This is a genomic window from Paracoccus hibiscisoli (genome assembly GCF_005048265.1).
GTDB lineage: Bacteria > Pseudomonadota > Alphaproteobacteria > Rhodobacterales > Rhodobacteraceae > Paracoccus > Paracoccus hibiscisoli.
The window spans coordinates 90,563-110,655 of record NZ_SUNH01000017.1; the positions used below are offsets into that span (position 1 = coordinate 90,563).

Annotated in this window: 14 protein-coding genes and 1 tRNA gene; 4 read left to right on the forward strand and 11 right to left on the reverse strand. The window is 67.9% G+C overall.

Going from position 1 to position 20,093, the window contains the following annotated elements; translation table 11 throughout:
- Nucleotides 1-53: 53 nt before the first annotated feature.
- Nucleotides 54-740 (reverse strand): FtsZ-binding protein FzlA, encoded by a 687-nt coding sequence (fzlA, locus tag FA740_RS13050; RefSeq protein ID WP_136857213.1) that lies wholly within the window; start codon nt 738-740, stop codon nt 54-56.
- Between the two features lie 64 nt (nt 741-804).
- Nucleotides 805-1,539 carry a monofunctional biosynthetic peptidoglycan transglycosylase gene (gene mtgA, locus FA740_RS13055; protein WP_136857214.1) on the reverse strand — a complete coding sequence of 245 codons (735 nt, stop codon included), beginning with the start codon at nt 1,537-1,539 and terminating at the stop codon, nt 805-807.
- Between the two features lie 102 nt (nt 1,540-1,641).
- Between mtgA and FA740_RS13060 the strand changes: the two genes are divergently transcribed.
- Nucleotides 1,642-1,977: an MliC family protein gene (locus FA740_RS13060; RefSeq protein ID WP_169306300.1), complete on the forward strand. Its 336-nt coding sequence runs from the start codon at nt 1,642-1,644 to the stop codon at nt 1,975-1,977.
- A gap of 43 nt (nt 1,978-2,020) precedes the next feature.
- Here FA740_RS13060 and gltB read toward each other — a convergent pair whose 3' ends face one another.
- From gltB to FA740_RS13085, 5 genes are all read right to left on the reverse strand, one after another.
- A complete protein-coding gene (gltB, locus tag FA740_RS13065; RefSeq protein ID WP_136857216.1) occupies nt 2,021-6,559 on the reverse strand; it encodes a glutamate synthase large subunit in 4,539 nt (1,512 codons plus the stop codon).
- Nucleotides 6,556-7,263 (reverse strand): hypothetical protein, encoded by a 708-nt coding sequence (locus FA740_RS13070; protein ID WP_136857217.1) that lies wholly within the window; start codon nt 7,261-7,263, stop codon nt 6,556-6,558. Before FA740_RS13070 ends, gltB begins: the two co-directional genes overlap by 4 nt.
- Before the next feature lie 109 nt (nt 7,264-7,372).
- Nucleotides 7,373-8,857, reverse strand: coding sequence for an NAD(P)-dependent oxidoreductase (locus FA740_RS13075; RefSeq protein ID WP_136857218.1), 1,485 nt, complete (start codon nt 8,855-8,857; stop codon nt 7,373-7,375).
- 149 nt (nt 8,858-9,006) lie between these two features.
- A complete protein-coding gene (locus FA740_RS13080) occupies nt 9,007-9,810 on the reverse strand; it encodes an undecaprenyl-diphosphate phosphatase (protein WP_136857219.1) in 804 nt (267 codons plus the stop codon).
- Complete coding sequence (locus FA740_RS13085) at nt 9,810-10,793, reverse strand: complex I NDUFA9 subunit family protein (protein WP_136857220.1); 984 nt, start codon at nt 10,791-10,793, stop codon at nt 9,810-9,812. The genes FA740_RS13080 and FA740_RS13085 overlap by 1 nt, the downstream gene beginning before the upstream one ends.
- A 198-nt stretch (nt 10,794-10,991) precedes the next feature.
- Between FA740_RS13085 and FA740_RS13090 the strand changes: the two genes are divergently transcribed.
- From FA740_RS13090 to nagA, 3 genes are all read left to right on the forward strand, one after another.
- Nucleotides 10,992-11,076 (forward strand) — tRNA-Leu (locus tag FA740_RS13090).
- Nucleotides 11,077-11,207: 131 nt separating this feature from the next.
- Nucleotides 11,208-12,041: a glucosamine kinase nucleotide-binding domain-containing protein gene (locus FA740_RS13095; protein WP_136857221.1), complete on the forward strand. Its 834-nt coding sequence runs from the start codon at nt 11,208-11,210 to the stop codon at nt 12,039-12,041.
- A complete protein-coding gene (nagA, locus tag FA740_RS13100; RefSeq protein ID WP_136857222.1) occupies nt 12,038-13,120 on the forward strand; it encodes an N-acetylglucosamine-6-phosphate deacetylase in 1,083 nt (360 codons plus the stop codon). The genes FA740_RS13095 and nagA overlap by 4 nt, the downstream gene beginning before the upstream one ends.
- Before the next feature lie 30 nt (nt 13,121-13,150).
- On the opposite strand, the gene FA740_RS13105 is transcribed toward nagA, so the two are convergent.
- The 4 genes from FA740_RS13105 to FA740_RS13120 all read right to left on the reverse strand — a co-directional run bounded on the left by FA740_RS13105 (nt 13,151) and on the right by FA740_RS13120 (nt 19,831).
- A complete protein-coding gene (locus FA740_RS13105; RefSeq protein ID WP_136857223.1) occupies nt 13,151-15,334 on the reverse strand; it encodes a TRAP transporter permease in 2,184 nt (727 codons plus the stop codon).
- Between the two features lie 111 nt (nt 15,335-15,445).
- Nucleotides 15,446-16,420, reverse strand: a complete 975-nt coding sequence (locus tag FA740_RS13110; protein WP_136857224.1) for a TAXI family TRAP transporter solute-binding subunit — start codon at nt 16,418-16,420, stop codon at nt 15,446-15,448.
- Nucleotides 16,421-16,613: 193 nt separating this feature from the next.
- The gene (locus FA740_RS13115; protein WP_136857225.1) at nt 16,614-17,969 is read right to left on the reverse strand and encodes a sigma-54-dependent transcriptional regulator; all 1,356 of its coding nucleotides are present in this window, start codon (nt 17,967-17,969) and stop codon (nt 16,614-16,616) included.
- Complete coding sequence (locus FA740_RS13120; protein ID WP_169306301.1) at nt 17,966-19,831, reverse strand: sensor histidine kinase; 1,866 nt, start codon at nt 19,829-19,831, stop codon at nt 17,966-17,968. The genes FA740_RS13115 and FA740_RS13120 overlap by 4 nt, the downstream gene beginning before the upstream one ends.
- Nucleotides 19,832-20,093: the final 262 nt, after the last annotated feature.

The following is a 20,093-nucleotide window of genomic DNA, read 5'->3' on the forward strand; positions in this document are numbered from 1 at the left end:
AAATATCCCGGGGGGAATCGCCGTCAGGCGATGGGGGGCTGGCCCCCCCGCCCTCAGCCGAAATCAAGCTCGGCATAATGGGCCGCAGGGTGGATGCCCGGCACCTGATCGGCCAGAACCGACCGGAAGGCGGGGCGGGACTTGATCGTCGCATACCAGTCGCGCAGGGCCTCGGACCGGTCCCAATCCACGTCGGAAATATAATCCAGACAGGAAAAATGCGCGGCCGCCGTGAAATCCGCCAGGCTCAGCGTGTTGCCCGCCAGCCAGCGCCGCGTCTCCAGCAGCTGGGCCAGATAGTCGATATGCTCCTTGATCGCGCGCAGCCCGTCCTTGACCACCCGGCTGTCGGGATAGCCGGTGCGGGTGATCTTCTTCCAGACGCGCTCGTTCAGGATCGGCTGGGTCACCTCGCTGTGGAACTTGTCGTCGAACCAGGTGCACAGCCGGCGCACCTCGTGGCGCTCCAGCGGCGTCTGCGGCATCAGCGCGGGCGCGGGCACCGCCTCGTCCAGATACTCGACGATCGCCTGGCTTTCCGCCAGCAGATTGCCGCGCCAGCGCAGCACCGGCAGCTTGCCGGCCGGATTGCGGCGCTTCAGATCGGGCGGACCCTCCCAGTACCGCTCCTCGACCAGCTCGACCTCGATCTTCTTCTCGGCCAGAACCAGCCGCACCTTGCGGCAAAAGGGCGACAGGGCGGTGTGATACAGTCGCGTGGTCTGCGTGTTGGTGTTCATGGGACTGCTCGAGACCTTCTTGTTTTTCGCAACCCCGCCTTGATACGCCCCGCCCCCCCGGCTTTCAACCGCGCGGCGGCCGATCAAAGCAGGCCGCCCGCCCGTCGCGGGCAATCGTCTCGGCCCCGTCCAGGATCGCACGCGACCGGGCCGACGGCGCGGCCGTCGTGCGCGTGCGCGGGCTGGGCAGGACGGCGGCCAGCCGCGCGGCCTGCACCGGGGTCAGCCGGTCGGGGGTGGTGCCGAAATGCGCCGCCGCCGCCGCATGCACGCCAAAGATGCCGGGCCCGAACTCGGCCACGTTCAGATAGACCTCCAGGATGCGCGCCTTGGACCACAGCGCCTCGATCTGCGGCGTCAGCAGCGTCTCGGCGGCCTTGCGCGGCCAGCTGCGCCTCTGCCACAGAAAGGCGTTCTTGGCGGTCTGCTGGGTGATCGTGGACGCGCCGCGCGACGACCCCGACGCGACCACCTTGCGGATCTCGACCATGTCGAAACCCCAGTGGCTGCAGAAATTCGCGTCCTCGGCGGCGACCACCGCGCGGCGCATGACCGGGGCGATCTCCGCCAGCGGCACCCATTCGCGCGGCGCCAGCGCCTGCTGACGCGCGACCCCCACCATCGTCCAGGTCATCGGCGGGTTCACAAAGCCATAGATCGCGACCGATCCCACCATCACCAGCACCGCCCGCAGCACCGCATAGCGCAGCCAGAACAGCGCCATACCGCGCCAGCGTCGCCGCGCCAGCGGCACGGGCGCATCATCGGCGGCGGGACGGGGCGAACGGCGCGTGAACATGGCCGCATGTCTCATGCCCAGGCCGCAGCGGTCAAGCGTCGCGCTTGCCCCGGCGCGCGTCCCGCGCCACTCTGGCCGCATCCCCCATCACCGGACCTGACCATGCGCCCAGCCCTCGCCCTGATCCTGCTGACCGCCATGCCCGCCACGGCCCAGCCCCTGCTCTCCTGGCCCCTCGGCCCCGACATGCAGGCGATCACCGCCACCATGGCCTGCGACAATGGCAGCACGCTGTCGGTCACCTATCTGAACGGCACCCGCGATTCGCTGGCTTTGCTGGACCTCTCCGACGGCCCCACCATCTTCGCCGGCGTCATCGCGGCATCGGGCGCGCGCTATGCGGCGGGCGCCCGAGAATGGTGGGTCAAGGGCGACAGCGCGACCCTCACGGACAGCATGGCAGAGGGCGATCCGATCACCTGCACCATTCAGAACTGACCCCCAAAACGGGACGCGGCCCCGCAAGGGGGCCGCGCCGCGATCACTCGGCGGGAACCGCGCTCGGGACCTCGACGGCCTCGATCGGGTGGGTCAGGTGCTGCAGCATCTCCTTGGGGCAGACCTGCAGGAAGTTGCCCTTCTCCCGCTCCCAGTTCGACAGGATCTCGTCGGCGCGACGCGACCCTGTCTCCTTGAGGTGCCGTTCGATCAGGCCCTTCAGCTGATCCTCCCAGTGATCCTGGGTGACCGGGCACATCACCAGCGTTTCCGGGTTGATGTAGTCGCGCGCCAGCCCCTCGGGGTCGTACAGATAGGCCATCCCCCCGGTCATGCCCGCGCCAAAGTTCGCGCCAATCCGACCCAGGATCACGGCCACGCCGCCGGTCATGTATTCGCAGCCGTTCGACCCGCAGCCCTCGATCACCACCGATGCGCCGCTGTTCCTGACCGCGAACCGCTCTCCGGCACGGCCCGCCGCGAACAGATAGCCGTTCGTGGCGCCATACAGGACCGTGTTGCCGATGATCGTGTTGTCGGCCGCGACCAGCGGGCTGGCCATCGGCGGACGCACCACGATGGTGCCGCCCGACAGGCCCTTGCCCACGTAATCGTTGGCATCGCCCGACACCTCGATCTTCAGCCCCGGCGCGGCAAAGGCGCCCAACGACTGCCCGGCGCTGCCCGTCAGACGCACCGTCAGGTGGTCGGGCTGCAAGCTGTTGCGCATCCCGAACTTCTGCACGATCAGCGACGACGTGCGCGTGCCGATGGTCCGATGCGTGTTCCGGACCGCATAGGACAGCTGCATCTTCTCGCCATCCTCAAAGAAGCGCGCGGCGTCCTTGACGATCTCGGCGTCCAGCGTGTCCAGCACCGCGTTGCGCGGCTTGGTGCGGTCATAGACGATCTTGTCCGCGCCATCGACGGTGATCAGCAGCGGGTTCAGGTCCAGATCGTCCAGGTTCGCCGCACCCCGGCTGACCTGGGTCAGCAGGTCCGCACGTCCGATGATCTCATCGATCGACCGCGCGCCGATGCTGGCCAGGATCTCGCGCACCTCCTGGGCATAGAAGGTGATCAGGTTCACCACCTTGTCCGCCGATCCGGTGAACATGGCGCGCAGCTTTTCGTCCTGGGTGCAGACGCCCACCGGGCAGGTGTTCGACTGGCACTGGCGGACCATGATGCAGCCCATCGCGATCAGGGCGGCGGTGCCGATGCCGTATTCCTCGGCCCCCATCATCGCCGCCATGACGATGTCACGGCCGGTGCGCAGACCGCCATCGGTGCGCAGCGTCACGCGTTCCCGCAGGCGGTTCATGGCCAGAACCTGATGCGCCTCGGTCAGGCCCATCTCCCACGGCAGGCCCGCGAACTTGATGGACGTGGCGGGCGACGCGCCCGTGCCGCCATTGTGGCCCGAAATCAGGATCACGTCGGCCTTGGCCTTGGCCACGCCCGCCGCGATCGTTCCCACCCCGCTGGAGGCCACCAGTTTCACGGTGATCTTGGCGCGCGGGTTGATCTGCTTCAGGTCATAGATCAGCTGCGCCAGATCCTCGATCGAGTAGATATCGTGATGCGGCGGCGGGCTGATCAGCGTCACGCCCGGCGTCGAATGACGCAGCCGAGCGATCAGCTTGGTGACCTTCATGCCGGGCAGCTGGCCGCCCTCGCCGGGCTTGGCGCCCTGGGCCACCTTGATCTCCAGCTCCTCGCAGGCGTTCAGGTATTCGGCGGTGACGCCGAATCGGCCCGATGCCACCTGCTTGATCTTGGCACAGGGGTTGTCGCCATTGGGCAGCGGATGGCTGTGGGCCGGGTCCTCTCCGCCCTCGCCCGAATCGGACTTCGCGCCGATCCGGTTCATCGCGATGTTCAGCGTCATATGCGCCTCGGGCGACAGCGCCCCAAGCGACATCCCCGGCGTCACGAACCGCTTCCTGATCGAGGTGATCGATTCGACCTCCTCGATGGGCACCGGCTTGCCAAAGGGCTTGATGTCCAGCAGGTCGCGAATGTGGATCGGCGGGTTCGCCCGCATCGTGGCGCTGAACTGCTTCCAGATGTCATAGGACGCCTTTTCACAGGCCACCTGCAACAGCTTCATGGTGTTGGCTTCCCAGGCGTGCTTTTCGCCCGTCCGCCGCAGCTTGTAGAAGCCGCCGACCGGCAGCATGTCCACGTTCTCGGTGTGGAACGCCACCTGGTGCAGCCATTCCAGCTTGGCCTGCAAGCCGTGCAGGCCGATGCCGCTGATCCGCGACTGCATGCCGGGGAAATACTCCGCGACCATCGCACGGCTCAGACCCACCGCCTCAAAGTTCAGACCGCCGCGATAGGAGGACAGGACCGAGATCCCCATCTTGGCCATGATCTTCAGCAGGCCCGCATCGATGGCGGTGCGATAGCGGCGCATGTTTTCGACCAGCGTGCCGGTCAGCAACCCGCGCTCGATCCGGTCATTGATCGAATCCTGCGCCAGATAGGGGTTCACCGTGGTCGCGCCACAGCCGATCAGCACCGCGAAATAATGCGGGTCGATGCATTCCGCCGACCGCACGTTGACGCTGCAGAACGTCCGCAGACCCTTGCGTGTCAGCCAGCTGTGCACCGCGCTGGTCGCCAGGATCATCGGCATTGCCACGCGGCTTGGGCCCTGCGCGTCATCCGACAGGACCAGATGGCCCGCGCCCGACCGCACGGCATCCTCGGCCTCGGCGCGGATGCGCGCCAGCCCCTCGCCCAGGGCGTCCGGCCCGGCATCATCGGCAAAGGTGCAGTCGATGACCGTCACCGTGTCGCCGAACATGGTCACCATCTTGTCGAATTCGCCATTCGCGATGAAGGGGCTTTCCAGCACCACGATCTCGGTCTGCGCGCTGGATTCATCCAGCACGTTCTTCAGGTTCCCGAACCGCGTCTTCAGCGACATCACCCGCGTCTCGCGCAAGCTGTCGATCGGCGGGTTCGTCACCTGGCTGAAGTTCTGGCGGAAGAAATGGCTCATCGGGCGGTACTGGTTCGACAGGACCGCGGGCGGCGTGTCGTCGCCCATGGACGCGATGGCCTCCTTGGCATCCTCGGCCATGGGGGCCAGGACATGCTCCAGATCCTCATGCGTGAACCCGGCGGCGGTCTGGCGACGGCGCAGGGCGTCGCCCTGGTACCGCACCACCTCGGGCAGGTCGCGCATGATGTCGTTCAGCTCGGTGACCTTCTCGATCCACTCGCCAAAGGGCTGGCTGCCGGCCAGGCGGTCCTTGATCTCGGTGTCGTGATACAGCTTGCCGTCCCACATATCGACCGCGATCATCTGCCCCGGCCCCAACGCGCCCTTTTCGCGCACGCCGGTCTCGTCCACCGGGACCATGCCGACCTCGGACCCCGCGATCAGCAGATTGTCCCCCGTCACGACATAGCGCATGGGCCGCAGCCCGTTGCGGTCCAGACCGCCACAGACCCAGCGCCCGTCGGTCATGGCCAGCGCCGCGGGGCCGTCCCACGGCTCCATCACCGCGTTGCAATAGGCGTACATGTCGGCCCAGGCCTTGGGCATGTCGGTCGTGGCTTTGGACCAGCTTTCCGGGACCAGCATCGTCTTGGTCATCGGCGCGGACCGCCCCGACCGGACCAGAACCTCGAACACCGCATCCAGCGCCGCACTGTCCGACGACCCGGCGGGCACGATCGGCTTGATATCCTCGGCCGCGTCGCCGAACGCGGAGGATGCCATGCGGATCTCATGGCTGCGCAGCCAGTTCAGGTTGCCCTTCAGCGTGTTGATCTCGCCGTTATGGGCCAGCATGCGGAAGGGCTGGGCCAGCCACCACTGCGGGAAGGTGTTGGTGCTGTACCGCTGGTGATAGATCGCGAATGCGCTCTCGAACCGCTCATCCTTCAGGTCGGGATAGAACTCGGCCACCTGCTCGGCCAGCATCATACCCTTGTAGATGATCGATCGGCAGGACAGCGAACAGAAATACAGCCCCGCGATCTGGGCGGCGATGGCGGCCTTTTCGATCCGGCGGCGAATCACGTACAGCTCGCGCTCGAACCGGACCTGATCGATGTCCTTCTCGCAGCGGATCAGGATCTGCTCGATCTCGGGGCGGGTGGCGTTGGCCTTTTCGCCCAGGACACCGGTGTTCACCGGCACGTGCCGCCAGCCATAGATATAATGGCCCATCCGCAGAACCTCGGATTCCACGATGGTCCGGCAGGCCTCCTGGGCGGCAAAGTTGGTGCGCGGCAGGAACACCTGGCCGACCGCGATCAGCTTGCCCTGATCGGGCTCGTGACCCGTGCGGCGGATCTGGTCATAGAAGAACGGCACCGGGATCTGCACATGGATGCCCGCGCCGTCGCCGGTCTTGCCATCCGCATCCACCGCGCCGCGATGCCAGATCGCCTTCAGCGCGTCGATGCCGTTCTGCACGACCTTGCGGCTGGCCTTGCCGCCCAGATCGACGACAAACCCCACGCCGCAGGACGAATGCTCGTCCTCCTGGCGGTACAGGCTGTTCTTGTCCATCCACTCGCGGCGGGCTTCCTCGGTGGCTTGCCAATCCATGGTCATGATGCGGCCCTTTCCTGCGGGATCTGCGTCAGCAATTGATCGCAGTCGAATTGTGGGGTTGTGGCTCCGAACCCGGGCTGGCCGGGAAAGAGGAACTGCACGGGGCTGTCGTCGGTCTGCGTCTGCGCGCCGGTCCAGTCGCTGCCGGTTTCGGTGCCGCCGTAAAAGCGGTTGAACCGGCGGCTGATATACTGGCTGCCCTCGCGGGTGATCAGAACCTCGCCATCCGCGCTGCGGGTGGTCAGCTGGAACGTGGTGCGCTCCAGCGGCTGGCCGTCGATCTCGACCGTCTCTCCGGTCAGGACGTCGTGGCCCTGATGATGCAGGCGCTGGCCGTCATTCGTCTCGGTCCAGAAATCGAAATCGTCGCGCCCGGTCTCCAGCAAGCGCGAGAAACTGGCATGGCTCTCGGCCTGCTCGACCAGCCGGTCGATCAGCCCCGAGGCCATGCTCTGGCTCTCGATCCAGCGGGTCTCGGCGTCGATGGTGGACAGGTGATACAGCCCGTCGCGCCCGAAATGCGCGCTGCGCTGATGACCCTCGGGGTCGGCCTCGCAGGTGTAATACTGCCCGACCGAACAGCCGCGGTTCTGCACCGTGACATTCAGCGTGCAGCCCGCGGGCGGCGTGAAACTGGCCGCCCCCGCCTGCCCCGCCGTCAGCATCCCGCCGACCAGGACCAAAAGGGTCAGCATCGCTGCCATGATCCGCGCGCCGTTGCGCGAAGGGTTAACGGCCTGCGCAGGCACCGTGCGTTGTCGGTGTACGCCCTGTGCACGCCCTGTGACTGGGTTGTGCGCCATCGGTGCGGCCTTATTCCGCCGCGACACGGGCATCGCCCGTCAGATAGGCCGCGATCGAGTCCGCCGCCTCGCGCCCGTCGCGGATCGCCCAGACGACCAGGCTGGCACCACGCACGATGTCGCCCACTGCATAGACACCCGGGATCGAGGTCATGTGCGTCTGGAAACTGGCCTTGATCGTGCCCCAGCGGGTGACCTCCAGCCCGTCGACGCCCCACAGCTTGGGCAGATCCTCGGGTTCGAAGCCCAGGGCCTTGATGACCAGGTCGGCGGGCTCGTCGTAATCAGCCCCGTCGATCAGTTCGGGGCTCTGGCGGCCGGTGACGTCGGGCTGACCCAGGCGCATTTTCTGGATGCGAACCGAGGCGATCTGCGGCAGACCATCCACGTCCCGCTCCTGCGCCTCGGCGGCGACGCCGGTCACATGGCCCGTGAAGGCACCCGGCGCCGAAAGCCACACGAATTCAACGCCTTCCTCCTCGGCATTCTGAACCTCGCGCTGACTACCCGGCATGTTGGCGCGGTCGCGGCGATACAGGCACTTGACCGATTGCGCGCCCTGCCGGATGGCCGTGCGCACGCAATCCATCGCCGTGTCACCGCCGCCGATGACGACGACGCGCTTGCCCTTGGCGTTCAGCTCTCCGTCCTCGAAATCGGGGACGTCATCGCCGAACTCGACCTTGTTGCTGGCGGTCAGATAATCGATCGCGCGGACCACGCCGCCATGATCGGCATTGTCGATGTCCAGGTCGCGGGTCTTGTAGACGCCCGTGGCGATCAGCACCGCGTCATGCTTGCCGCGGATCGCGTCAAAGCTGATATCCTCGCCCACGTTGCAGTTCAGCACGAACTCGACCCCGCCATCGGCCAGCAGCTGGTTGCGACGCATGACCACGTCCTTCTCCAGCTTGAAGCCGGGAATGCCATAGGTCATCAGCCCGCCCGCGCGGTCGTAACGGTCATAGATCGTGACCTGGAACCCCTGCCGGCGCAGCATGTCCGCCGCCGCCAGGCCCCCCGGCCCGGCCCCGATGATGCCCACCGATTCCGCCCGCTCCTGCGCGGGCTTGGCGGCCTGAACCCAGCCGTTGTCCCAGGCGGTGTCGGTGATGTATTTCTCGATCGCGCCGATGGTGACGGTGCCGTGGCCCGACTGCTCGATCACGCAATTGCCCTCGCACAGGCGGTCCTGGGGGCAGATGCGGCCGCAGATCTCGGGGAAGGTGTTGGTGGCCTGGCTGACGCGATAGGCCTCCTCGAGCCGCCCTTCGGCGGTCAGGCGCAGCCAGTCGGGGATGTTGTTGTGCAGCGGGCAATGCGACTGGCAATAGGGCACGCCGCACTGGCTGCAGCGGCTGGACTGTTCGGCAGCCTTCTGGGCGGCAAAGTCGCGATAGATCTCGTGGAAATCCTCGCTGCGGTCCTGGGCCGAGCGTTTCTCGGGCATCTCGCGCGGGGTCGAGACGAATGTCAGCATTTTTTGCGTGGCCATGGCTGCGCTACCTCCCTGAAAGGACTTCCGCAACCGCCATAAACCAAGGCGTTTCAGATGAAAAGTCAGCAGTGCTGACCTATTACCCGGTTTTTACCACAAGGCGCGAAAAAACCGCGCATGGCGGGCTGTTAATGGGTCAGCATAACTTACCCAAATACCGTAAGCCCAACCATGGCAAGGATTCCAACCGTAATCCGCCACCAAGCGAACAGCGCGTATCCGCGCCGCGAGACATAGCCCAACAGCCAGCGGACGACGATCACGCCACTGATCAGCGCGGCCACAAAGCCCACCGCGATGTTGCCCACGGCCGCCGCATCCAGAATATCGCGATTCTGCCACAGGTCATAGACAAACGCGCCCAGCATCGTCGGCATCGCCAGAAAGAACGAGAACTCTGCCGCCGACCGCTTGTCCGCGCCCAGCAGCAGCGCGCCCACGATCGTCGCCCCCGAGCGCGAGACACCGGGAATCATCGCCAGGCACTGGATGAACCCGATCTTGAGTGCCATGGGCAGAGGGAAATCCTCGGCCCGGTGATACAGCGGCAGGGTGGTGCGCCGATCGACCCACAGCAGCACCAGCCCGCCCAGGATAAGCATGACCGCGATCAGCATCGGCGTCTCGAACAGCACGGTCTTGATGAAGCCATGCGCCATCACGCCGATGACGACTGCGGGCAGAAACGCCACCAGCACGGCCGCCACGAAACGGCGCGCGGCCGGGTCGCGCGGGGCATCGGTCAGGATCTGGATGATCCGCCCGGCATAGACGCCCAGAATCGCCAGCAGCGCGCCCAGCTGGATCAGCACCTCGAACGAGCGTCCCGGCGAATCAAAGCCCAGGAAATGCCCCGCCAGCAGGATGTGCCCGGTCGACGAGACCGGGATGAACTCCGTCAGACCCTCGAGAACCCCGAGGATCGCGGCGACGATCGTATTGTGTTCCATCAATGCTCGCGCAGGTTCTTGGCCGAATCCTTGATCGCCTCGTACTGCCCCGAGGGGCGGAAGCGCCAAAGATAGGAATCGAGGACGGCCCCCGCGGCGGTGGGCTGGATGCCCAGCTCGGCAAAGCCGCGCGCATCGGGCGACACCACATTGTCGGTGCGCAGCAGGGCCAGCTGGTCGCGGCTCAGCGGGCTGGTGAACAGCCCGCCGGTAACGAACTGCACCACGCCCAGGGCCGTCGCCGCCAGCCGCGCGACGGGAAAGGGCAGGCCCACCACCAGCTTGCGCCGGCTGACCGAGGTCAGCACCTGGTCGACGATCTGGCGCATGGTCAGCACCTCGGGGCCGCCCAACTCGTAGATGCCGGGGGCGGCGGCGCCGGTCGCGCCCAGGACGGCGGCCTGGGCCACGTCCTCGACATGGACCGGCTGCATGCGGGTGCGCGCGCCGACGATGGGCATCATCGGACCCATGCGGGTCATCCCGGCAAAGCGGTTGTAGAAATTGTCATCGGCCCCGAAGATCACCGAAGGCCGCAGCACGACCGCATCGGGGCGCGCGGCCAGGACCGCCGCCTCGCCCCGCGATTTCGACGCGATGTATTTGCTGTCCGAGTCGACGTCGATGCCCAGCCCCGAGATATGGACCAGCCGCCTCACGCCCATCTCCGCCGACAGGCGGGCGATGTTCTGGGCCCCGTCCTCGAACACCGCCTTGAAGCTGCTCTTGCCCTGGGGGGTCAGGATGTTCACGCAATTGACGGCGGCATCGGCCCCCGACAGGGCGGCGCGGACCGACATCTCGTCGCGGATGTTGCACAGGACGGGGACAACCTGCCCCACCGCGCCATAGGTGCGGGTGAACAGCGCCTCGTCGGGGCGGCGGACGGCGATGCGCACGCGCCAGCCCTCCTTGGCCATCAGCCGGGCCACCTGCCGGCCGACAAAGCCCGATCCGCCAAAGATCGTGACCAGTTTTGCCATGGGCGTCTCGCCTCCATCTAATGTGCCGAATGTCGCGTGATCCTTACCCCAAGCGGCGGCCCTGCGGCAAGGCTGCGCAAGGCCGCAGGCCGTGCTTCGCCCACCCAACCGGGCCGGTGCGAAAAAACTGTCAAGAAAGTTGCACGACCCCCATTGACGCCCCCCTGTACTCGCTTTAATCAGCCGCTCATACCACCTGCCCAGGTGGCGGAATTGGTAGACGCGCACGGTTCAGGTCCGTGTGCCGCAAGGTGTGGAGGTTCGAGTCCTCTCCTGGGCACCACAATAAACCCCTCGGAAACCTCGTGTTTCCGGGGGGTTTGCTTTTGCGCCACCCCATTTCCCATCAGCCGACGGTCGGGTCTTTTCATTTCCGCGCGGGTCGCGTTCCCTTGGCGAAAAAGGGGACGCGCGATGGTGCTGTATCTGGGAATAGACGGCGGTGGCACCGGCTGCCGGGCGGCCATCGCCGATGCGCAGGGGCGCATCCTGGGGCGGGGCGAGGGCGGGCCGGCCAATATCAACTCCGACCCTTTCGGCGCGACGGCCAGCGTCCTGGCCGCCACCACCGCAGCCATCGTCCAGGCGGGGGCTGCGGGGCGCGACCTGATCGCGGTCTTGGGCCTGGCCGGCGGCGGGCAATCGGCCGCCGCCCGCGCGATGGAGGCCCGCCTGCCCTTCGCGCGCCGTCTGGTGGTCAATGACGCGGTCACGGCGGCACGCGGCGCGCTTGGCCCCGGCGACGGCATCCTGGTCGCGGTGGGCACCGGATCGGTCATGGCCGCACAGCGCGGCGGACAGCTGCAGCAGATCGGAGGGCGCGGATTCCTGATGGGCGATGAGGGCAGCGGCGCCGTGCTGGGCCGGACCCTGCTGGCGCAGGCCATGCGCGCGGGCGACGGGGTCATCGCCGACACCCCCCTGCTGGCCGCCCTGCGCGAGGAATTCGGCGGGTTCGAGGGCATCATCGCCTTTGGCACGACCGCCACGCCCGCCCACTTTGCCGCGCTGGCCCCCCGGCTGGTCGGATCGGACGATCCGGCGGCGCGGGCGATTCTGGACGAGGCCACGGCCCAGATCGCGGATGCGGTGCGGGTGCTGCAGCGCGGGCAGGATCTGCCGGTGGTCTTCACCGGCGGGCTGGGCCCGGTCTATGCCGAACGCCTGGCAGGCAGCTGTACCGTGCGGCCCGCCCAGGGCAGCGGCGTGGACGGCGCGCTGGCCATGGCGCGGGCCTTGGCGCCATGAGCCGCTGCCTGCTGGCCGCGACCCGGCTGTTCGACGGTGAGGCACTGCTGGACGACATGGCGGTGGTCACCCAAGGCGGGGTGATCCTGGACGTGATCCCGCGCCCCGCTGATCTGCGCCCGCGGGACGGCATCCTGATGCCGGGATTCGTCGATCTGCAGGTGAATGGCGGCGCGGGGCTGATGGTCGGCGCGGGCACCGATGCGCAGGCGCTGGCGCGGATCTGCGCGGCGCATCGCGCCTTGGGCTGCGCGGGCGTGCTGCCCACGCTGATCACCGATACGCCCGCCGTCACCGCCGCCGTGCTGGAGGCGGGCATCCGCGCCACCGGCACGCCCGGTTTCCTGGGCCTGCACCTGGAGGGGCCGCATCTGGACCCCCGCCGTGCGGGCGCGCATGACCCGGCGCTGATCCGGCCGATGGAGGATGCCGATCTGACGCGGCTGATCGCGGCTGCGGCGCATCTGCCCGCGCTGATGGTGACGCTGGCGCCCGAATCGGCCTCGGCCGATCAGATTGCGGCGCTGGCGCAGGCCGGGGTGATCGTCAGCCTGGGCCACAGCGCCTGCACGCTGGATCAGGCACAGGCGGCCTTTGACGCGGGCGCCCGGGCGGCCACGCATCTGTTCAACGCCATGAGCCAGATGGGCCATCGCGAACCCGGCCTGGTCGGCGCGGTGCTGTCGGGGGAGGCCCATGCGGGGGTGATCGCGGACGGGGTGCATGTCGATCCGGCGGCGCTGCGCGTGGCGTTGCGCGCCCGGCCGCACGGACTGTTCCTGGTCAGCGACTGCATGGCGGTGGCGGGCACCCAGATGACGGAATTCACCCTGCAGGGGCGGGCCATCCTGCGCCGGGACGGGCGGCTGACGCTGGCTGACGGGACGCTGGCGGGGGCGGATCTGCGGCTGGACCGGGCGGTGCGGGGTGCGGTCGCGGCGGGCGCCGATCTGGCGCGGGCGCTGGCCATGGCGACCTCGGTCCCGGCGGATCTGATCGGCGCGCCTTTGGGGCGGATCGCACCGGGGCGGGCGGCCGATCTGATCTGGCTGGATGACAGCCTGACCCTGATGGCGTGACCGGCCCCCGTGCGGGGGCCGGTCCAGGTTTCAGTCGGCGCGGCCGTGCGACAGGGTCGCTGGCGTCACGATCCGGCGCTGCCACACGAACAGCGCGGCGGCCACGGACAGGCCGACGACGTCGGTCAACCACCCCACAGCGATCATCGACAGCGCGGCCCCGATCAAGATCAGGCGCACCAGCATCGAGGCATGGCCGAAATAGTATCCGATCACCCCCGCCGACAGCAGGAACATGCCCAGCAGCGCGGTCGCGGTCGCATGGATGATGTCGATCCATTCGCCCTGCATCAGCAGCTCATGCGAGCCGAAGAACATGAAGGGCACGATGAAGGCCGCAAGGCCAAGGCGGAACGCCTCGACGCTGGTCTTCATCGGGTCCGATCCCGACAGGGCCGCGCCCGCATAGGCGGCCAGCGCCACCGGCGGCGTGATGGCCGACATCACCGCATAGTAGAAGACGAAGAAATGCGCGACCAGCACCGGCACCCCCAGGGCGATCAGCCCCGGCGCCACCACGGCGGCGGCGACCGCATAGGCTGCGGTGGTGGGCATGCCCATCCCCAGGATGATCGAGATGCACATCGCGAAGAACATCGCCAGATACTGGTTCTGATCCGCGATCGACAGCAGCAGCGACGAGAACCGCGCCCCCACCCCGGTCAGCGCGATGACGCCCACGATGATGCCCGCTGCCGCACAGACCGCGACCATCTGGATGGACATCTTGGCGCCCATGTCCAACGCCTTGAAGATCTGGCGCGGACCCATCTTGTGGGGCGTCAGCCAGCTGACCATCGCCGCCGCAGCCATGCCCATCGCGCCCGCCCGGATCACGGAATAGCCCGCGAACAGCGTGTAGATCAGGATGATGATCGGCAGGAACAGATAGACCTGCTTGATCAGGTCGTTGAAGCGCGGCAGCTCGGAGCGCGGCAGGCCCTTCATGTTCAGCTTGAGCGCCTGAAGGTCGACCATGAAATAGACCGACACGAAATACAGCAGCGCCGGGATGATCGCGGCGATGACGATGTCGGTGTAGGGGATGCCCGTCACCTCGGCCATGATGAAGGCGCCTGCGCCCATGATCGGTGGCAGGATCTGTCCGCCGGACGACGCCGTGGCCTCGATCGCGGCCGAGGTCTTGGCCGGATAGCCGACCTTCTTCATCAGCGGGATGGTCAGCGACCCGGTCGACACGACGTTGCCCGCCGATGTGCCGTTGATCATGCCCATCAACCCGCTGGCAAAGACCGCCACCTTGGCAGGCCCGCCCCGCGTCTGTCCCGCACAGGCAAAGGCGAAGTTCACGAAGTAGTCGCCGACCTTGGACGCTTGCAGGAACGCGGCGAAGACGATGAACAGGATGATATAGGTCGAACTGACCGCGATCGGGTCGCCCAGCACCCCCTGATCGGTAAAGATGTAGGTGAAGAAGCGCGTGGCCGTATAGCCGCGATGGTTCAGGAATCCCGGCAGCCACGGCCCCAGAAAGCTGTAGCCGATGAAGACGCCGACGATGATCACCAGCGCAAGGCCGGTCAGGCGGCGCGTCAGCTCCAGGATCAGGATGACGCCGGTGACGGCGGCCCACAGGTCGCCCGGTTGGGCCATGCCCGTGCCCGCCCGCATGCGCAGCGCGCCCACGACGAACAGGATGTATCCCAGCACCGCGATCGAGGCCATGCACAGGATCAGGTCGCCCGGATAGATCCGTGATCGGTCGCGCGACGAATACAGCCAGCCCGCGATGACCGCGGCAGCCGTCCCGATGGCCAGCGGCAGGCCATAGGTGCGGAACCCGAAGGCGGGGGGTGCGGCCACCCCGGCCAGCCACCAGGCGCCCCAGGCATAGGCGATGACCGCCAGCCCATAGCCCACGCCAAGCGCCGCCACGCCCAGCAGCGCCAGTTCAGCCATGCCGCGGCGCGCGGGGGCCGCATCGGCGTCGTTGCTGCGCTGCGTCAGCGCGGAATAGGTCAGAAAGCCGATGATCAGACCACCGCAGACATGCATCATGCGATAGGTCCAGGTCTCCAGCGGATAGATGACCATGACGAACAGGTGGAACAGGGTATAGGCGGCGCACAGGACCGCGATCAGCACGCCCGTCCGGGCGCGCGCGTCGCGCTGGTTGGGGGCCATCGGCTCGTCATCGACGCCTTGCGCGATGACGGGGCCGGTCCCTGCCGCGGATGCAGCATCAACTGACATGAGGGTTCTCCGTCGGCAAGGACCGCGCGGACGGGGTCCGGGCAGTCGGTCCGATCATGGGGGAAACTGGGGAAAAAAGGGTCCGGGGGCCGCAGCCCCCGGATAATGCGCTCAGCCGCGCAGTTCGGCCGGGATCTCGATCCCGATCTCGTCGAAATACTGCAGCGCGCCCGGGTGATAGGGCAGGAAGGTGTTCTTGTCGGCGTTCTCGGGCAGGGTCTCGGCCGAGGTGGCGTGGATCTGCATCATCGCCTCGTTGCCTTCCATCACCAGCTTGGTGATCTCATAAGCCAGGCTGTCGGGCATGTCCTCATGGGTGATGGCAAAGTTCCACATGGCCACCGTGCCATGCCCCTCGGGAAAGCCCTGATACATGCCGCCCGGCACCTCGAAGGCCGCAACCTCGGGCATCGCCTCAAGGATCTGGGCGCGCTGCTCCTCGGTAAAGCCGAAGATGTTGACCGGGTTCTCGGCCGCGATCTGCGCGAAGGCGCTGATCGGCACGCCCGCCGCAAAGGCGAAGGCGTCGATCAGGCCGTCCTTGACCTGGCTGGTCGCATCATTGGCCCCGGCATAGCTGATCGTCGCCTCGACGCCCAGCACCTCGAAGAAGCGCGGCCAGTAGGTGGCGGCGGTGCCGCCCGCCGGACCGACCGAGACGCGCTTGCCGGCCATGTCGGTGACATCCGCGATGCCCGACGACTGCAGCGCCACGGCCTCGAACGGGGTCTGGTACATCGGGAACAGGGCGCGCAGGGCCTTGTGCTCGACGCCCGGTGCCAGTTCGCTGTTACCGGTCCAGGCCTCGTAGGCCGGGCCCATGGTGACCAGGCCGATCTGGTGATCGCCGGTCTCGACCAGGGTGGCGTTCTGCACCGGGCCGCCGGTGACCTCGCCCGAGGCGTTCAGGCCCAGGTTCTGGCTGATCAGCCCGGCCAGGCCGGTGCCATAGATGAAATAGGTGCCGCCCTGGCTGGCGGTGCCGATGGTCAGGCTGCTGGGCCAGTCGGCGCGGTCGTCCTGGGCAAAGGCGGGCGACAGGCTGAAGGTGGCCGCGACGGTGGCGGCGACGGTCAGGAAACGCATGAAAATCCTCCCAGATTTTTCCGGGGCCGCGCGTCTTTCGCGTCGCGGCCCGATAAAGTGCCCCCAGATAGGACCTGCCATGCCCTGCGCGCAATGCCGCCATGCACGCCGCGGGCAGGAAAATGGCGCGCGGGCCATCGCGATGGGTGGATTCGGTAACATCGGCGTCATCGGATGGGTGGAAATCCCCCCATCACGGGTCGGGGTCGTCGCCCGCATCGACGTAATGCGTCTTGTCGATCATGTATTTCTGCATCTTTTCGTAGAGCGACTTGCGCGACAGGCCAAGTGATTCATAGACCGGCTTCAGCCGTCCGCCATGCGCGGCCAGGGTCGTCACGATCACGTCCCGCTCGAACGCCGCGACGCGGTGGGCCAGGCGCTGCTGTTCGGGGCTGCGGTCGTCGGCCGGTTGCAGGGCGATGCCCAGGGCGTGGCGATCGGCGGCGTTGCGCAATTCGCGGACGTTTCCGGGCCAGGACCGCTCGGCGATCTCGGCCAGCAGGGCGGGGGGCACGGCCACGGCGGCGCGGCGATGGCGGGCGGCGGCCTCCTGCACCAGCTTGATGAACAGCAGCTGGATGTCCTCGCGCCGCGCCGACAGAGGCGGCATGCTCAGCGTGACCACGTTCAGCCGATACAGCAGGTCGGCCCGGAACCGGCCCGCCGCGACCTCCTCCTCCAGCGGCTGGCGCGAGGTCGCGATGAAACGCACGTCCAGCGCGCGCCCCTCATCCGCGCCCAGGGGGAACATCACCCGGTCCTGAACCACGCGCAGCAGCTTGCCCTGCACGTCCAAGGGCATGGAGCCGATTTCGTCCAGCAGGATGGTGCCGCCGCGGGCATGTTCGAACTTGCCGTAACGCGGGCGCAGCGCGCCGGGAAAGGCGCCTGCCTCGTGGCCGAACAGCTCGGATTCGATCAGCGCCGCGGGCAGGGCCGCGCAGTCGATGGCAATGAAGGGCCGCCCCGCGCGCGGCGACAGATCGTGCAGGGCGCGGGCCACGACCTCCTTTCCCGTGCCGGTCTGGCCCACGATCAGCACGTCGGCCTCGGTCGGGCCGATGGTGCGCAAGCGGCGGCGCAGGTCGATCATCACGTTCGACCGCCCCACCAGGCGGGTCTCCAGGTCGTCCACCTGCCCCGCCGCCGCGCGCAGCACCCGGTTCTCCAGCACGACCCGGCGGTAATCCATCGCGCGGGACGCGATCTCGGCCAGCTGCGCGCTGTCGAATGGCTTTTCGACGAAATCATAGGCCCCCTCACGCATCGCGCGCACGGCCAGCTGGATGTCGCCATGCCCGGTCACCAGGATCACGGGGATGTCCACGTCGATCTCTCGGATGCGGCTCATCAGGGTCAGGCCGTCCATGCCCGGCATGCGGATGTCGGTCACCACGATGCCGCCGAAACCGAACCCAACGCGGTCCAGCGCGGATTGGGCATCGGGGGCCTCCTCGACCTCGAACCCCTCCAGCTCCAGGGCCTGGGCGGTGGACAGGCGCATGTCGGGCTCGTCATCGACCAGCAGGATGCGGCCCGCGATCATGGCGCGATCTCGGGCAGGTCGATGCGAAAGGCGGCACCGCAGTCGCAGGGAAGGATGCGCAATTCGCCTCCGAAATCCTTGATGATGTTGAACGAGATCGACAGCCCCAGCCCCAGCCCGCTGCCCACCCCCTTGGTCGAGAAGAACGGATCGAAGATGCGGTCCTCCAGCCCCGGCGCGATGCCCGGACCATTGTCGCTGACGGTCAGCAGGACGCGCCCGCCCGCGCGCCGCCCCTGGATGCGGATCGCGCCGTCGGCCCGCCCGTCCAGCGCGTCCAGCGCATTGGCCACCAGGTTCACCACGACCTGCTGGAACCGCACCGGCCCCGCCCGCACCATCAGCGGTCCCGGCGGCAGATCGACGACCAGCGCGACGGGCTGGCGGTCGATGCGCCAGGCGATCACCTCCAGCGCGTCGCGCAGTACGTCATGCAGGTCCACATCCGACAGCTGGGCATTGGGCTTGCGCGCGAAATTGCGCAGGGTGCGGCCGATCTCGGTCATGCGGTCGGTCAGCGACAGGATGCGGGTCAGGTTCTGGCGCGCATCCCCCGCGCGGTCGCGGTCCAGATAGGTCACCGCATTGGCGGCAAAATTGCGCACCGCGCCCAGGGGCTGGTTCAGTTCGTGCGACAGGGCCGCCGACATCTGGCCCAGGGCGGCCAGCTTGGCCGATTGCACCAGATGGCGCTGCGTGCGGCGCAGCTCGGCCTCGGTGGCGCGGCGTTCGTCAACCTCGGCGCCAAGGCGGGCGTTCAGCTGCGCCAGCTCGGCGGTGCGGGCGGCGACGCGCCCCTCCAGCTGGGCCTGCGCCTCGGCCTGGATCGACAGGCGCTCGCGCAGGCGGGCGCGGCGCTGCGCCCAGGCCATCAGCAGCGCCACCCCCACGCCCAAGATCATTAGCGCCGCCAGCGTCCCGATCAGCGCCTGACGCCGCGCGGGCGCGGTGTCCAGCAGGACATGCACCGTCCAATCGGCCTCGGGCATGGCCTCGGAGACGGTCAGGAACTCGCGCCGCGCGTCGGGCAACTCCAGGCGCAGGATGTCGTGGCCCGCCGCCGCGCCCGCCGGTCGCAGGGGCAGCATCATCAGCGGCTCATCGTCATAGCGCCGGGTGGCGGCGATGCGGGCCCGCGCCTCGGGCGTCAGCGCCGCGATGGACCGGAACTGCCAGTCGCGGCGGCTGGCCAGGAACACGATCCCCTCGCCGTCGGTCACGATCATCTCGTATTCGGCGGCGCGCCAGCTGTCCTCGATGGCGTCCATGTCCACCTTCAGCACCAGCACGCCGACGATCTGCCCCCGGTCCCGCAGCGCCCGCCCGAAATAATACCCCCGCTTGCCCGAGGTCGTCCCAAGCGCCGAGAACCGCCCCTGCCCCCCGGCCAGCGCGTCGGTGAAATAGGGCCGGTATTCGAACCGCTCGCCCACAAAGCTGAAATCCTGGTCGAAATTGCTGGCCGCCACGGTCGTGCCGTCGGGCGCCATGACATAGGCATCCGACAGCCCCATCAGCTGTGCGACATGGCGCAGATACAGGTTCGCCGCCGCCAGCTGCACCGGGTCCGCCCCCGGCGCCAGCGCACGCACCAGAACCGGGCTGCGGTCCATCAGGTCGGGCAGGCGTTCGTATCGCGCCAGCTCTCCGCGCAGGCCCGACACGGCCAGGCGCAGGATGTTCTCTCCCTGCGGGACGGTCGCGGCGATGGAATGGCGCGCCAGCCAGGCGTTGCCGCCGATGGCCACGGCCAGCCCGGCCGCCACGACCACCAGCGCGATCAGCGCGCGCCGTCCGGTCACCGGCCAGCCCAGGGCCCCCTGCCAGAGGGGTGCGCCCCGCCATCCCGTCGCGTCGGTCACCCGGCCCCCCTGCCCTGAATGATGCCGCGCCATGATGTCCGCCCGCGACGACCGGGGCAAGCGTGCTGGCGCAGTTTGGTCCTGCAGACGATCACCCAGCCCCTGGCTGCGCATCGGCGGCGGGGGCGACCCGCACGCTGCCACCCTTGGCCGGGCGGGGTTGATCGCCGGGCGGCGCCCGCCCGGGCAGAATGACGAAGAACCCTGCACATTTGACCAACCTGCCCGATTTGCAATTGAATCGGGGCGGCGAAACAGGTTG

What these genes read in the sequence shown, in the direction of transcription:
- fzlA (WP_136857213.1), bottom strand. Translation starts at nt 740, where the DNA reads ATGAACACCAACACGCAGACCACGCGACTGTATCACACCGCCCTGTCG.
- mtgA (WP_136857214.1), bottom strand. Translation starts at nt 1,539, where the DNA reads ATGTTCACGCGCCGTTCGCCCCGTCCCGCCGCCGATGATGCGCCCGTG.
- FA740_RS13060 (WP_169306300.1), top strand. Translation starts at nt 1,642, where the DNA reads ATGCGCCCAGCCCTCGCCCTGATCCTGCTGACCGCCATGCCCGCCACG.
- gltB (WP_136857216.1), bottom strand. Translation starts at nt 6,559, where the DNA reads ATGACCATGGATTGGCAAGCCACCGAGGAAGCCCGCCGCGAGTGGATG.
- FA740_RS13070 (WP_136857217.1), bottom strand. Translation starts at nt 7,263, where the DNA reads ATGGCAGCGATGCTGACCCTTTTGGTCCTGGTCGGCGGGATGCTGACG.
- FA740_RS13075 (WP_136857218.1), bottom strand. Translation starts at nt 8,857, where the DNA reads ATGGCCACGCAAAAAATGCTGACATTCGTCTCGACCCCGCGCGAGATG.
- FA740_RS13080 (WP_136857219.1), bottom strand. Translation starts at nt 9,810, where the DNA reads ATGGAACACAATACGATCGTCGCCGCGATCCTCGGGGTTCTCGAGGGT.
- FA740_RS13085 (WP_136857220.1), bottom strand. Translation starts at nt 10,793, where the DNA reads ATGGCAAAACTGGTCACGATCTTTGGCGGATCGGGCTTTGTCGGCCGG.
- FA740_RS13095 (WP_136857221.1), top strand. Translation starts at nt 11,208, where the DNA reads ATGGTGCTGTATCTGGGAATAGACGGCGGTGGCACCGGCTGCCGGGCG.
- nagA (WP_136857222.1), top strand. Translation starts at nt 12,038, where the DNA reads ATGAGCCGCTGCCTGCTGGCCGCGACCCGGCTGTTCGACGGTGAGGCA.
- FA740_RS13105 (WP_136857223.1), bottom strand. Translation starts at nt 15,334, where the DNA reads ATGTCAGTTGATGCTGCATCCGCGGCAGGGACCGGCCCCGTCATCGCG.
- FA740_RS13110 (WP_136857224.1), bottom strand. Translation starts at nt 16,420, where the DNA reads ATGCGTTTCCTGACCGTCGCCGCCACCGTCGCGGCCACCTTCAGCCTG.
- FA740_RS13115 (WP_136857225.1), bottom strand. Translation starts at nt 17,969, where the DNA reads ATGATCGCGGGCCGCATCCTGCTGGTCGATGACGAGCCCGACATGCGC.